Genomic DNA, 13,679 nt, shown 5'->3' with positions numbered 1-13,679 from the left:
ACGCGATCCGCGGGGGAGGCCCGGCGGGGGCCTCCCGAGGGCGGCTGGCCGGGGCCGGTTAGGCCGGGACCGGTTAGGCCGGGACCTCGGCGAGCAGCGAGGCGCGGGCCGACTCGGTGGCCGCGACCACGTTGCGCAGGGACTCGACGGTCTCCTCGTAGCCGCGCGTCTTCAGGCCGCAGTCCGGGTTGATCCAGAGCTGCGCCACCGGCACGTTGGCCAGGGCGGTGCGGATGAGCGACTCGACCTCCTCCGTGGAGGGCACGCGCGGGGAGTGGATGTCGTAGACGCCCGGGCCCACGCCGCGGCGGTAGCCGAATTCGGCCAGGTCCACCGCGACCTCCATCTTGGAGCGGGCCGCCTCGATGCTCGTGACGTCCGCGTTCAGCCCGTCGATGCCGGCGATGACCTCGCCGAACTCCGAGTAGCAGAGGTGCGTGTGGATCTGCGTCTCGGTGCGCACCCCGGAGGTCGCCAGCCGGAAGGAGTCCACGGACCACTTCAGGTAGGACGGCTGGTCGGCGGCGCGCAGCGGGAGCAGCTCGCGCAGGGCCGGCTCGTCGACCTGGATCGCCGCGATGCCGGCGGCCTCGAGGTCCGCGATCTCGTCGCGCAGGGCCAGGGCCACCTGGTCGGCGGTCTCGCCGAGGGGCTGGTCGTTGCGGACGAAGGACCACGCGAGGATGGTCACCGGGCCGGTGAGCATGCCCTTGAGCGGCTTCTGCGTCAGGGACTGCGCGTAGCTGATCCACGGCACCGTGAACGCCTCCGGGCGGGTGACGTCGCCCCAGAGGATCGACGGGCGGGTGCAGCGGGAGCCGTAGGACTGGACCCAGCCGTTCTCCGTGGCGGCGAAGCCGTCGAAGTTCTCGGCGAAGTACTGGACCATGTCGTTGCGCTCCGGCTCGCCGTGCACCAGCACGTCGAGGCCGAGGTCCTCCTGGAGCCGGACCACGCGGGCGATCTCGTCCTTGAGGAACTGGTCGTACTGCTCGGCCGTGATCCGGCCAGCGCGGAACTCGGCGCGGGCCTTGCGGACCTCGCCGGTCTGCGGGAAGGAGCCGATGGTGGTGGTCGGCAGGTCCGGCAGGTCCAGGCGGGCGCGCTGGGCCTCGGCGCGCTCCTCGGCCGGGGCGCGGTCGATGTCCTGCGCGGTCAGCGCGGCCTGGCGCTGGCGGACCGACTCGACGCGGGTGCCGGCGAACGCCGCACGGTGGGCGATCGCCGCATCGGAGGCGGCGACCTCGGACTCCACGGCGGCGGGGCCGCCGACGAGCCCGCGGGAGAGCGTGAGGACCTCGGCGACCTTCTGGTCGGCGAACGCCAGCCACTCCGGCAGGTGCTCGGGCAGGTTCTGCTCCAGGGCGACATCGTGCGGGACGTGCAGCAGCGAGGTGGTGGTGGCCACGGACAGGCCGCCGGCGGCCGCGGCCTCCAGCTCCACCAGGGTCTTCAGCGAGGCGGAGAGATCGTTGCGCCAGATGTTGCGGCCGTCGACGATGCCGGCGACGAGGCGGGTGGCGCCGAGTTTCGCGAGCTGCTCGGTGGTCGGCAGTGCGCCGCGGATCAGGTCGGCGTGGACGGCCTCGACGCCGGTCGCGGCCAGCGCCGCGAGGCCGGAGCCCGGGGCGGCGATGTCGCCGGCGGTGCCGTACCCGGTGGTGACGAGCAGCGACGGGCGGGCGGCGCCGTCGTACTCCCGCTCGCCGGCGATGGTCCGGTACGCGCGCTCCGCGAGGGGGACCAGGGCGCTGCCACGCTCGGTGACCAGGCCCGGCTCGTCCAGCTGCACCCACTCGGCGCCGGCGGCGCCCAGCTGGGCGATGATGCCGCGGTAGGCGGCGACGACGTCGTCCAGGCGGTCCAGCGGGTCGAAGCCCTCGGGGGCGCCCTCCTCCGGCTTGGACAGCAGCAGGTAGGTCACCGGGCCGACGAGGACCGGGCGGAGCGTGTTGCCGCGGGCCGACTGGCGCTTGACGATCCCCGCGAGGCGGTCGGCCAGCGGGCGGAAGACCGTGGTGGGGCCGATCTCGGGGACCAGGTAGTGGTAGTTCGTGTCGAACCACTTGGTCATCTCCAGCGGCTGGCGCTCCTTGTCGCCCCGGGCCAGCGTGAAGTAGGCGTCGGTGCCGACCTCGCCGTCGGTGCCGGCCAGGTCGGCGAAGCGCTGCGGCAGGGCGCCGAGGGCGGCCGTGGTGTCCAGCACCTGGTCGTAGAGCGCGAAGTCCGCCGGGATGGAGGAGTCGGTCGCGGAGAGGCCGAGGCCGACGAGGCGGTCGATGGTGCGGTCCTGCAGCTCGTGCGAGGCCGCGTCGAGGGCGGCCTCGTCGATGCGGCCGGCCCAGTAGGCCTCGACGGCCTTCTTCAGCTCGCGGTTCGGGCCGATGCGCGGGTAGCCGAGGATGGTGGCGGCGGGGAACGTGGTCATGGCGTGCTCCTTCGTGCGGGAAAGGGTGGTGCGGGAAAGGGATGTCGGTGGTCGGTGGGTGGTTCGGTGGCGGCGGTCAGGCGTTGGCGAGCCGGGCTGCGCCGACGAGCGCGTGCACGTCGCCGTAGTCGGCGCCGTCGCGGGCGTCGGTGATGCCGGCGCCGGTCAGGCCGAGGGCCCGGACCACGTCCAGGGGCCCGCGGGCGTCGTTGAAGGTGTAGAGGTGGAGCCCTGGCGCCCCGGCGTCGAACGCGGCCTGGGCCAGCCCGGCCGCGTGGTCGACGCCGATGCGGTGCCGCTCGGCGTCCGTGGCCGCGTCGGCCAGGCGGGCGCGCAGGCCCTCGTCCGGGGCCAGCCCGGAGAGCTCGCAGAGGCGCAGCAGCCGTCGCTCGTTGTTGACCGGCATGATGCCCGGGACGATCGGGATGGTGACGCCCGCGGTCCGCGCCGCCTCCACCAGCCCGGTGTAGTCGGCGGCGTCGAAGTAGATCTGCGTGATCGCGAAGTTCGCACCGGCGCGCTCCTTGGCGAGCAGCACCTCGACGTCGTGCCGGAAGGAGGGGGACTCCGGGTGGCGCGTCGGGTACGCGGCGACGCCGATCGCGAGCCGTCCGGCGCCGAGCGAGGCCGACCTGCGGTCCTCGACCTCCCGGATCAGCTCCACGAGGTAGCGCGCGAACGGCAGCTCGCCGTAGGCGGCCGGGTGGTCCGGGTCGGTGCCCTCCGGCTGGTCCCCGCGCAGGGCGAGGACGCCGCGGACGCCGAGCGCCACCAGGTGGTTGACCAGCCGGTCCAGCGAGTCGCGGGTCTCGCCCACGCAGGTCAGATGGGCCAGCGGCCGCAGCCGGGTGTGCTCGATCAGGTGGCCGATCAGCTCGATCGAGGCCCGGCGCCGCTCCGGCGTGCCGTTGTAGGTGACGGACACGTAGTCGGGGCCGCTCGCCTCGAGCTCCGCGACGACGTCCACGGCCCGGGCGCGGGCCTCGGCGTTGCGGGGCGGGTAGAGCTCGTAGGACAGCGCCGGGGGCGGCGCTGCGGTGTGGTTCAGGCTCATTCTGTCTCCTCGCATTGACGCGAAGGAGGAACGACGGCGCCGCACCGCAGCCCGGGGTGCCGGGCGGAGGGCGTGGCGTCGATGCGTCTCCATCGCTTCTGGCGGTAGCACCGTTCCGTCGTCGTCCGGCCGGGATGCCGGGGAGGCGGATGGTTGCTGCGGCGTCGTCGATCCAGATCTCTCGGCCGCTCTTGATGGGTGGTGCTCACCATGTAAGGGCCCGGCGCACCGGTCCGGCAAACACGGCCGCCCCGGGCGCTTCACAGTCGGGAATGTGAAAGCCGATGACGCTCGAATCGCAGTTGTGACGCGGAGAACCGGGGCCGAGGGGGACTCCGGCCGTCACAAAGAGCCCGTGTGACGGTTCGTGACCCGGCCCCGCGCCGACCCCACCCGGGTGCGGCCCGGGCCCGGATCGCTCGGTAGGTTGCACCCATGCAGCATCGAGATCCGCACCCGACCGCTCCGAGCCGAGGGCCCCGGGAGGACCCGCGCTGGGAGCCCCCGGCGCCCCACGCTGGCCTCCCGGCGTCCGGCGGGAACGGCCGGGGCGTCGTGCACGTCGTCGCGGTCGCCCACGGCACCGACTCCCCCGAGGGCCGCGGGATGATCGACGGGCTCCGCGCCGGCGTCGAGGACCGGCTGCGCCAGGCGCTCGCGGGCTCCGCCGTCCGGGTGCGGGTCCACGAGGCCTACGTGGACGTGCAGCAGCCGCGGCTGGGCGACGTCCTGGCGGCGCTGCCCGCGGGGGAGACCGCCGTGGTCCTGCCGATGCTCGTCTGCGACGGCGTCCACACCGTCCACGACATCGCCGACGCGGTCGTGCAGCGTCCCAGCACCGGGGCGCTGCCCCCGATCGCCGCCGGCGCCGCCGCCCTCCGGCTGGCGCGGGGGCTGGCCGCCCTGGTCCCCGCCGCCCTGGTCCCCGCCGCCCTGGTCCCCGCCGCCCCCGAGACCGGGCCCGCCGCCTCGGGCTCCCCTCCCACACCGGGCTCCCCTCCCACACCGGACTCCCCGGCCACGCTCGGCTGGTCGCCGGCGCCGGAGCAGCCCGCCGTGGTCCTGGCCGTCGCCGGCACCCGGCGGCCGGAGGGGCGGGCGCAGGCGCTGCGGCTCGCCGAGCTCGTCTCGGCCGTGCTCGGCTCCCGTGTCGAGGCGGCGTTCTGCTCGGCGGCCGAACCGCGGATCGGCGACGTCGTGAAGCGCCACCGGGACGAGGGACGCGAGGTCGCCGTCCTGAGCGTCCTGCTGGGCGAGGGGTTCTTCCAGGAGCGCCTCCGGGCGACCGGGGCACAGTACGTCAGCCCCCCGCTGCTGTCACCGGAGGCGTCATCCGCCGCCATGTTGACCGAATGTCTCGTCGAAACGGTGCTCGAGGGGCTGCGCACGGACCGTTCGTGACGTCGCGAGACGTTTTGTCACGGGGCCGGCGCAACGTGCATTCACCTCCGGTAGCACGCCTGCCGCCCCGCCCGCCGGTGGCCCTACGGTCGATCCATGACTCAAGTGACGGAACGCATCCCACGGAAAGCGGCTGCTGGCGGCACCGCCGGCCGACGCTCCGCCAAGCCCAACGGCCAGTGGAAGATCGACGGCACCGAGCCGCTGAACGCCAACGAGGAGATGAAGGCCGCGGACAACGGTCTGAACGTCCGTGAGCGCATCGAGAACGTCTACGCCCACGGCGGCTTCGCGTCGATCGAACCCGAGGACCTCCACGGCCGGTTCCGCTGGTGGGGCCTCTACACCCAGCGCAAGCAGGGGATCCCCGGCGGCAAGACCGCCACGCTCGAGCCGCACGAGCTCGAGGACGAGTACTTCATGCTCCGCGTCCGCATCGACGGCGGCGCCCTGACCACCGAGCAGCTCGAGGTCATCGGCGGGATCTCCACCGAGTTCGCCCGCGACACCGCCGACGTCACCGACCGCCAGAACATCCAATTGCACTGGATCGACGTCCGCGACGTGCCGGAGATCTGGCGCCGGCTCGAGTCCGTCGGCCTGAGCACCACCGAGGCCTGCGGCGATGTGCCGCGCGTGATCCTCGGCTCGCCGGTCGCCGGCATCGCCGCCGAGGAGATCATCGACCCGACCCCGGTCATCGCCGAGATCGCGCGCCGCTACGTCGGCAACCCCGAGTTCTCCAACCTGCCGCGCAAGTACAAGACGGCGATCACCGGCCACCCGAGCCAGGACGTGGTGCACGAGATCAACGACTTCGGCCTCGTCGGCGTGGTCCACCCGGAGCACGGCCCCGGCTACGACCTCTGGGTCGGCGGCGGGCTCTCCGCCGCGCCCCGCCTCGGCGAGCGGCTCGGCGTCTTCGTCGGCGAGGACGCCGCCCCCGACGTCTGGGAGGGCGTCACCTCGATCTTCCGCGACTACGGGTTCCGCCGCCTGCGCAACCGTGCCCGCCTCAAGTTCCTCCTCGCCGACTGGGGGCCGGAGAAGTTCCGGCAGGTCCTCGAGGACGAGTACCTCGGCTACGCGCTGCCGGACTGCGACGCCGCCCCGGCGCCCACCGGACCCGGCGACCACTCCGGGGTCCACCGGCAGAAGGACGGCCGCTTCTACGTCGGCCTCACGCCGCTGGTCGGCCGGGTCTCCGGTACGGCGCTCAGCGGCCTCGCACGCCTGCTCGAGGAGCACGGGTCCCAGCGGCTGCGCACCACGCCGCACCAGAAGGTGATCGCGCTGGACCTCGAGGAGGACCGGGTGGAGCCGTTCATCGCCGCCGCCCGCGAGCTCGGATTCGAGGCCCGCCCGGGCCTCGTCTCCCGCTCGGCGATCGCCTGCACGGGCATCGAGTACTGCAAGCTCGCGATCGTCGACACCAAGGACACGGCCGCCGCCGCGGCCCGGGAGCTGGACCGCCGCCTCGCGGACCGCTCCGGCCGCGTGCCGCGGAAGCTGAGCCTGAACGTCAACGGCTGCCCCAACTCCTGCGCCCGCATCCAGACCGCGGACATCGGCCTCAAGGGCCAGCTCATCACGGACGACGACGGCGAGCAGGTCGCCGGGTTCCAGGTCCACCTCGGCGGGACCCTCGCCACGAGCGAGGACGACGAGCCGACCCTCGGACGCACCGTGCGCGGGCTCAAGGTCGCCGCCGACCGGCTGCCGGACTACGTCGACGGCCTGCTGCAGCGCTATGCCGAGACCGCCGAGGAGGGCGAGTCCTTCGCCGCCTGGGCCCACCGAGTCGACGAGGAGGAACTGGTATGACCCTCTCCACGAACGCTACGAGCACCGCCGGCGCACCCGCCGCGCCGCGGGGCGAGGCCGAGCTCCGGCGCATCGCCGCGCTCGGCGCCGAGCAGCTCGGGTTCGACGCCCCGGCCGAGGCCGTGGTCCGCTTCGCCGCCGAGCACTTCGGGGTTCGCGACGTCGCCGTCGCCTGCTCCATGGCCGACGCGGTGCTCCCGCACCTCGTCGCCGCCGAGCTGCCCGGCGTGGACGTCCTCTTCCTGGAGACCGGATACCACTTCGACGAGACCCACGCGACGCGGGCGGAGGTCGCCCGGCGCCTCGACGTCCGGATCGTCGACGTCATGCCGAAGCTGACGATCGCCGAGCAGGAGTCCCAGTACGGCAAGGACCTCTTCGCCCGGGACCCCGGCGAGTGCTGCCGGATCCGGAAGATGGACCCGCTCAGGGACGCCCTCGCCGGCTACGGCGCCTGGTTCACCGGCGTCCGCCGGGAGGAGTCGCCCACCCGGGCGAACGCCCCCCTGGTGTCCTTCGACGAGGTCCACGGCCTGGTGAAGTTCAACCCGGTCGCCACCTGGACCTTCGACCAGCTCGTGGACTACGCCGCCGAGCACGCCGTCCCCGTGAACCTGCTCCTGTCCAACGGCTACCCGTCCATCGGCTGCCGCCCCTGCACCCGCCCGGTCGCCCCCGGCGAGGATCCCCGCGCCGGCCGCTGGGCCGGCTCCGCCAAGACCGAGTGCGGCATCCACGTCGCCGCGCCCGGCGCCGCCGACACCGCCTCGACCGCCGAGAGTCCCGAGGAGACCACCCCATGACCGTCACCACGTCCGGCCCCCGCGCCGCCAGCCCCACCGGCAGCCCGTCCGCCGCGCCGTCCGCCGGGGACCGCCCGTCCGACGACGACGCGCTGGCCGCCGAGCGGTCCGCCGCCCACCGCGCCGCGAACCTGGACGCGCTGGAGTCCGAGTCGATCCACATCATCCGCGAGGTGCTCGCCGAGTTCGAGCGGCCCGGCCTGCTCTTCTCGGGCGGCAAGGACTCCGTGGTGGTCCTGCACCTGCTGGCCAAGGCCGTCTCCCCGGCCCGCGTGCCGATCCCGGTGGTCCACGTGGACACCGGCCACAACTTCCCCGAGGTCCTGGCGTTCCGCGACGCCACGGTTCAGCGGTACGGGATCGACCTGGTGGTCGGCTCCGTGCAGGACTACATCGACGACGGCCGCCTGGTGGAGCCGGCGAACGGCACGCGGAACCGCCTCCAGACCCGGGTCCTCCTGGACACGATCGAGGAGCACCGGTTCGACGCGCTCTTCGGCGGCGCCCGCCGCGACGAGGACAAGGCCCGCGCCAAGGAGCGCATCCTCTCGCTGCGCGACGAGTTCGGCGGCTGGGACCCGCGCAACCAGCGCCCGGAGGTGTGGAGCCTCTACAACGGGCGCCACGCCCCGGGTGGGCACGTCCGCGCCTTCCCGATCAGCAACTGGACCGAGGCGGACATCTGGTCCTACATCGACCGCGAGGGCATCGCCCTGCCGCCGATCTACTTCGCCCACGAGCGCCCGACGTTCGAGCGCGACGGCATGGTCTACGCGGTGACGGACGTCAGCCGGCCCCGCGAGGACGAGCCCGTCACCGAGCGCACCGTCCGCTACCGCACCGTCGGCGACGCCAGCTGCACCGGCGCGGTGCTCTCCGCGGCCGGGACGGTCGCCGAGGTGCTGGACGAGCTGGCGCTGAGCACGCTCACCGAGCGCGGGGCCACCCGCGCCGACGACAGGATCTCCTCCGCCGCCATGGAGGACCGCAAGAAGGAAGGGTATTTCTAAGATGAGTGACACACTCTTCCGCCTGGCCACGGCCGGCAGCGTCGACGACGGCAAGTCCACCCTCGTGGGCCGCCTCCTGCACGACGCCAAGGCGATCCTCGCCGACTCCCTCGACGACATCCGCCGGGTCTCCGCCGAGCGCGGATTCGGCGGCGACACCCCCGCGCTGGATCTCGCGCTCGTCACCGACGGGCTGCGCGCGGAGCGCGAGCAGGGCATCACGATCGACGTCGCGTACCGCTACTTCAGCACGCCGCGGCGCAGCTTCATCCTCGCCGACTGCCCCGGCCACGTGCAGTACACCCGCAACACCGTCACCGGCGCCTCCACCGCCCACGCGGCCCTGGTCCTCGTCGACGCCCGCAACGGCGTCGTGGAGCAGACCCGCCGGCACCTCGGCGTCCTCGGGCTCCTCGGGGTGCCGCAGGTCGTGGTCGTGGTCAACAAGATGGATCTGATCGACTGGGACGAGGCCGCGTTCGCGGCCATCCGGGACGACGTCGTGGCGGTCGCCGACCGCCTCGGCGTCCCCGGGGTCCGGGTGGTCCCGGTGAGCGCCCTGCAGGGCGACTTCGTCGTGGACCGCGGGGAGTCCGCCCCCTGGTACACCGGCCCCACCGTGCTGGACCTGCTGGAGACGCTGCCCGCCGGCCCGGCCGGCGGACAGGAGTCCCCGGCCCGGCTCGACGTGCAGCTGGTGCTGCGCCCGCAGGGCGCCCTCGCCCCGGAGCTCGCCGCCGAGGCCGACGCGCTGCGCGATTTCCGCGGCTACGCCGGCACCGTCTCCGACGGCCCGCTGGCGGTCGGGGACGGCGTCACCGTCTACAACGACGGCCAGCGCCACCGCGCCCGCATCACCGGGGTCCGCACCCCGGCCGGCGAGTCCGGGCGCGCCGAGGCCGGCCAGGCCGTCGTCGTCACGCTCGACGCCGACCTGGACATCGCCCGCGGAGCCACGCTCGTCGCCGAGCAGGTGGACACCACGCAGTCCGCCGGCACCCAGTCCGCCGCGACCGAGCCCGCCGCGACCGAGCCCGGCGAGTCGCAGCCCGGTGAGTCCCAGCCCGGCGAGGCGCACGACGCCGTCGCTGCCGTCCGCGAGTTCGGGGCGGCCGTGTGCGTGCTGGCCGACGCCCGGCTCACGCCGGGTCAGCGGGTCCTGGTCAAGCACGGCACCCAGGTGGTCCCGGCCCGGATCGACGCCGTGGACAACGTCCTGCGGCTGAGCGATCTGTCCCGGGAGCCGGCCACGTCCCTCGGCCTGAACGACCTCGGCCTGATCCGGCTGCGCACCGCCAAGCCCCTCGCGGCGACCGCGTACTCGCGCAGCCGCGCCGGCGGCTCGTTCCTCGTCATCGACCCGGCCGAGGGCAACACCCTGGCCGCGGGCATGATCGAGCCGGCCCCGCTCGCGGGCGGCGACCCGGCGGCGGACGCCGCCGACGCGCACGAGCCCGAGCTGGCCGGAGCGGCCCGGGCATGAGCACCCGCCGCCGCTACAGCCCGGCCGCGCCCGCGGGCACGCCGCGATCCGGGCGCCGCGCCCGGATCGCCGTGGCCGCCGTCGTGCCGCTGCTTGTGGCCGCGGCCGTCACGAGCCTCTTCGTGCCCGCCCCGTGGACCGCCGCGCCGGCCTCCGGCGCGGCCGCCCGCCCGGCGGACGCGCTGCGGCTCGGCTACTTCCCGACCGTGACCCACGCCCCGGCGCTCGCCGGGGTGGAGCACGGCCTCTTCGCCGAGGAGCTCGGCCGCGACGGCACCGCGCTGCAGACCCAGGTCTTCACCGCGGGCCCGGCCGCCGTCGAGGCCCTCAACGCCGGCGCGATCGACGCGGCCTACCTCGGCCCGTCGCCGGCCCTCGCTTCCTACGCGACCAGCGGCGGCGAGTCCCTGGTGGTGGTCGCCGGCGCCGCCAGCGGCGGGGCCGCCCTCGTGGCCCGCGAGGGGATCGACTCGGTGGAGGACCTCGCCGGCGGGCAGATCGCCACCCCGCAGTACGCGAACACGCAGGACCTCGCCGCCCGCGCGCTCCTGGAGGAGCGCGGCCTGACCGACCAGGTGGAGATCAGCCACGCCACCTCGGGCACGGTTGCCCAGCTCTTCGAGCGCGGGCAGATCGACGCCGCCTGGCAGCCCGAGCCGTGGGCCTCCCTGCTGGAGGCCAGCGGCGGCCACGTCCTCGTGGACGAGCGCGAGCTCTGGCCGGAGGGGCGCTTCCCGACCGCCCTGCTGGTGGTCTCGCAGCGCTTCGCCGCCGAGCACCCGCAGACGGTCCAGCGCCTCGCCGACGCCCACGCCCGCAGCCTCGCCTGGCTCGGCGGGGCGGGGGAGGACGACGTCGTCTCGACCGTCGTCGACGGGAGCGTCCGGGCCGGGGGCGACAGTCTGGACCCGGACGTGATCCGGCGCGCCCTGGGCCGGCTCGAGTTCACCGGCGACCCGCTGGCCGGGACGTACCCGGAGCTCGCCGAGGGGGCCGCCGCACTCGGCACCGCCCCGGGCTGGGGGGACGTCGACCTCGCCGGGCTCGTCGACGACCACTGGTGGCGCGAGGCCGCCGCCGCAGCAGGAGAGGGGGAGGGCCAGTGAGCGCCGCCGCCGACACCACCACCGCCGGCATCACCACCGCCGGCACCACGCCCACCGGAGCGACTCCCGACGCCGGCTCCGACGAGGCCCGCCTCGCCGTCGAGCTGCACGGGCTGGGGCTGCGCTACGGCGACGGCCCGCCCGTGCTCGACGGCCTGGACCTGGGCATCGCGGAGGGCGAGTTCGTCTCCATCCTCGGCGCGTCCGGCTGCGGTAAGTCGTCCCTGCTGAACGTGCTCGCGGGGCTGACGGCGCCGACCGCCGGCTGGGTGGACGTCCCCGTGGACGGTGCTGCGCTCATGTTCCAGGACTCGGCGCTGCTGCCCTGGCTGACCGCCCAGCAGAACGTGGAGCTGGCGCTGCGGCTGGCCGGTGTCCCGCGTGCCGAGCGGGGCCCGCGGGCCCGCCGCCTCCTGGACAGCGTGCACCTCGTCCGGGCCCACGACCGGAAGCCGCACGAGCTCTCCGGCGGCATGCGCCAGCGCGTGGCCCTGGCCCGTGCGCTGGCGCAGGACCGGCGACTGCTGCTGATGGACGAGCCGTTCGCGGCCCTGGACGCGATCACCCGCGACCTGCTGCACGACGAGCTGCACGCCGTCTGGCGGGCGACGGGCGCGACGATCGTCTTCGTCACCCACAACGTGCGCGAGGCCATCCGGCTCGCCGGGCGGATCGTGGTCCTCTCCTCGGACCCCGGCCGCATCGCCGAGATCTGCACCGTCACCGACGCCCTGCGCGCCGACCCGGCAGGGGCCGAGGCCCTCGCCGCCGAACTGACCGACACCCTCCGGAAGGAGCAGGAGAAGCATGACAGCGCTCCTCGATGACCGGCCCGCCCGCGGCACGGCGGCCCCGTCCGGTGCCGGCGCCCCGGCGCCCGCCCCGGCCCGTCCGGCCGCCCGCCGCCGGCGGGGCCGTGGCCTGGCGGACCGCGCCCTGCCCCCGACGATCGCGCTCCTGGTCCTGCTCAGCGTCTGGCAGCTCGCCTCCTGGGCGACGCCCGTGCGGGACGACCTCTTCCCCGGCCCGGTCGACGTGGCCGCGGTCCTGCCGCGGCTGCTCTCCGACGGCACGCTCGCCGCGGCGGTCGGGACCTCGCTCGGCCGCGGCCTGAGCGGCTTCCTCATCGCCCTCGTCGTGGCGACCCCGGCGGCGCTGCTGCTGGCGCACACCCCGTGGCTGCGCCGCGCCGTCGGACCCTTCATCTCCGCCCTGCAGGTGCTGCCCTCGGTGGCGTGGGTGCCCGCGGCGATCATCGTGTTCGGCCTGACGGACGCGACCATCTACGCGGTGATCCTGCTGGGCGCCATCCCGTCCATCATCAACGGCCTGCTCGCCGGGATCGACCTGATCCCCGCCCAGTACCGGTCCCTCTCCCGGGTGCTCGGCGCGCGGCGGCTGCAGCACATCGTGCTGATCGAGCTGCCGGCCGCGCTGCCCGGCTACGCGGCCGGCCTGCGCCAGGGGTGGGCGTTCTCGTGGCGCTCGCTCATGGCCGCGGAGCTGATCGCGGTCGGCGGCTCGCTCGGCCTCGGCGTCGGCTCGCTGCTCCAGCGCGGCCGCGACCTGGCGGACCTGCCGCTGGTCATCCTGGTGGTGCTGGTTATCCTCGCGATCGGCGCCGCCGTCGAACTCGCCCTGTTCGCCCCGTGGGAGCGGCGCCTGCTCGCCGACCGGGGCCTGAAGCGCACGGAGGACGCCGCATGAGCCCGCACGAGCCGGGCCCGCCCCGGACCAGGCCCGCGGGCCGCGTCACCCTGGTCGGCGGCGGCCCCGGCGACCCGGACCTCATCACCGTGGCCGGCCTGCGCGCCCTGATGAGCGCGGACGTGGTCCTCGCCGACCGCCTCGCCCCGCGCGAGCTGCTCGCCGACCTGCCGCCGCACGTCCGCGTGCACGACGTCGGCAAGGGCCCGGGAGCGCACGTCGCCACCCAGGACCAGATCAACGCGCTCCTCGTCGCCGAGGCGGCGGCGGGGCACCACGTGGTCCGGTTCAAGGGCGGCGACCCGTTCGTCCTGGGCCGCGGCGGCGAGGAGGTCGAGTACGTGCGCGCGCACGGATTCGACGTGCGCGTCATCCCCGGGATCACCTCCGCCGTGGCGGTGCCCGGCGCCGCCGGCATCCCCGTGACGCACCGGGGCCTGGCCGCCGGGTTCTCCGTGGTCACCGGCCACGCCCAGCTCGCCGGCGTCCCCGCCGACCCGGCGCACACCCTGGTGGTGCTCATGGGCGTGGCCCGGCTGCCGGAGACGGCCGCCGAGCTGGCCCGCCGCGGACTGCCCGCCGCGACGCCGGTGGCGATCGTGGAGAACGGGTGCACGCCCGAGCAGCGCACCACCATCGCCACCCTGGGGACGATCGTCGACGCCGCCGGCCGGGCCGGCGTGGCCAACCCGGCCGTGATCGTCGTCGGCGACGTGGTCCGCGTGGCGTCCGCGCCGGAGGAGCTCGCCCGCCGGGCGACCGCCGCCGACCCGCTCGAGAGCCAGCCCTCCACTCCGCTGGCCGCCCCGCTGGCCGCCGAGCCGCCCGCCCCGCTCCCCGCCGAGCTCCCTGCGACTCCCTGA

10 protein-coding genes, 1 pseudogene and 1 riboswitch are annotated in these 13,679 nt (G+C 75.0%); of the genes and pseudogenes, 9 read left to right on the top strand and 2 right to left on the bottom strand.

Features of this window, described 5'->3' with window-relative positions; genetic code table 11:
- Positions 1–73 precede the first annotated feature (73 nt).
- Positions 74–2,428: a 5-methyltetrahydropteroyltriglutamate--homocysteine S-methyltransferase gene (gene metE, locus ABD784_RS12530; protein WP_344885226.1), complete on the bottom strand. Its 2,355-nt coding sequence runs from the start codon at positions 2,426–2,428 to the stop codon at positions 74–76.
- Positions 2,429–2,504: 76 nt separating this feature from the next.
- Positions 2,505–3,482, bottom strand: coding sequence for a methylenetetrahydrofolate reductase (locus ABD784_RS12525; protein WP_344885223.1), 978 nt, complete (start codon positions 3,480–3,482; stop codon positions 2,505–2,507).
- Between the two features lie 86 nt (positions 3,483–3,568).
- A riboswitch (SAM riboswitch) is annotated at positions 3,569–3,683 on the bottom strand.
- A 234-nt stretch (positions 3,684–3,917) separates the two neighbouring features.
- Between ABD784_RS12525 and ABD784_RS12520 the strand changes: the two genes are divergently transcribed.
- The 9 genes and pseudogenes from ABD784_RS12520 to cobA form a co-directional block, all read left to right on the top strand.
- Positions 3,918–4,883, top strand: a complete 966-nt coding sequence (locus tag ABD784_RS12520; protein ID WP_344885220.1) for a sirohydrochlorin chelatase — start codon at positions 3,918–3,920, stop codon at positions 4,881–4,883.
- A 96-nt stretch (positions 4,884–4,979) separates the two neighbouring features.
- Positions 4,980–6,707 carry a nitrite/sulfite reductase gene (locus ABD784_RS12515; RefSeq protein WP_344885217.1) on the top strand — a complete coding sequence of 576 codons (1,728 nt, stop codon included), beginning with the start codon at positions 4,980–4,982 and terminating at the stop codon, positions 6,705–6,707.
- Positions 6,704–7,510, top strand: a complete 807-nt coding sequence (locus ABD784_RS12510; RefSeq protein ID WP_344885214.1) for a phosphoadenylyl-sulfate reductase — start codon at positions 6,704–6,706, stop codon at positions 7,508–7,510. Before ABD784_RS12515 ends, ABD784_RS12510 begins: the two co-directional genes overlap by 4 nt.
- Positions 7,507–8,520: a sulfate adenylyltransferase subunit CysD gene (cysD, locus tag ABD784_RS12505; RefSeq protein WP_344885211.1), complete on the top strand. Its 1,014-nt coding sequence runs from the start codon at positions 7,507–7,509 to the stop codon at positions 8,518–8,520. Before ABD784_RS12510 ends, cysD begins: the two co-directional genes overlap by 4 nt.
- Position 8,521: 1 nt before the next feature.
- Positions 8,522–10,003: a sulfate adenylyltransferase subunit 1 gene (locus tag ABD784_RS12500; RefSeq protein ID WP_344885208.1), complete on the top strand. Its 1,482-nt coding sequence runs from the start codon at positions 8,522–8,524 to the stop codon at positions 10,001–10,003.
- On the top strand, positions 10,000–11,109 hold the full coding sequence (locus ABD784_RS12495) for an aliphatic sulfonate ABC transporter substrate-binding protein (RefSeq protein WP_344885205.1): 1,110 nt from the start codon (positions 10,000–10,002) through the stop codon (positions 11,107–11,109). The genes ABD784_RS12500 and ABD784_RS12495 overlap by 4 nt, the downstream gene beginning before the upstream one ends.
- A 104-nt stretch (positions 11,110–11,213) precedes the next feature.
- Complete coding sequence (locus tag ABD784_RS12490) at positions 11,214–11,936, top strand: ABC transporter ATP-binding protein (protein ID WP_344885356.1); 723 nt, start codon at positions 11,214–11,216, stop codon at positions 11,934–11,936.
- Entirely contained in the window at positions 11,917–12,816 is a 900-nt protein-coding gene (locus tag ABD784_RS12485; protein ID WP_344885202.1) for an ABC transporter permease, read from the top strand. The genes ABD784_RS12490 and ABD784_RS12485 overlap by 20 nt, the downstream gene beginning before the upstream one ends.
- A 38-nt stretch (positions 12,817–12,854) precedes the next feature.
- Positions 12,855–13,679, top strand: a pseudogene (gene cobA, locus ABD784_RS12480) (uroporphyrinogen-III C-methyltransferase); the annotation flags it as partial.

Source organism: Zhihengliuella alba (assembly GCF_039538765.1).
Lineage (GTDB): Bacteria > Actinomycetota > Actinomycetes > Actinomycetales > Micrococcaceae > Zhihengliuella > Zhihengliuella alba.
This window is presented reverse-complemented; position numbering and strand designations above follow the sequence as displayed.

Excerpts from the sequence above, each read along its gene's own strand:
- cysD (WP_344885211.1), top strand. The coding sequence starts at position 7,507 with ATGACCGTCACCACGTCCGGCCCCCGCGCCGCCAGCCCCACCGGCAGC.
- ABD784_RS12510 (WP_344885214.1), top strand. The coding sequence starts at position 6,704 with ATGACCCTCTCCACGAACGCTACGAGCACCGCCGGCGCACCCGCCGCG.
- ABD784_RS12515 (WP_344885217.1), top strand. The coding sequence starts at position 4,980 with ATGACTCAAGTGACGGAACGCATCCCACGGAAAGCGGCTGCTGGCGGC.
- ABD784_RS12500 (WP_344885208.1), top strand. The coding sequence starts at position 8,522 with ATGAGTGACACACTCTTCCGCCTGGCCACGGCCGGCAGCGTCGACGAC.
- ABD784_RS12485 (WP_344885202.1), top strand. The coding sequence starts at position 11,917 with ATGACAGCGCTCCTCGATGACCGGCCCGCCCGCGGCACGGCGGCCCCG.
- ABD784_RS12495 (WP_344885205.1), top strand. The coding sequence starts at position 10,000 with ATGAGCACCCGCCGCCGCTACAGCCCGGCCGCGCCCGCGGGCACGCCG.
- ABD784_RS12525 (WP_344885223.1), bottom strand. The coding sequence starts at position 3,482 with ATGAGCCTGAACCACACCGCAGCGCCGCCCCCGGCGCTGTCCTACGAG.
- ABD784_RS12520 (WP_344885220.1), top strand. The coding sequence starts at position 3,918 with ATGCAGCATCGAGATCCGCACCCGACCGCTCCGAGCCGAGGGCCCCGG.
- metE (WP_344885226.1), bottom strand. The coding sequence starts at position 2,428 with ATGACCACGTTCCCCGCCGCCACCATCCTCGGCTACCCGCGCATCGGC.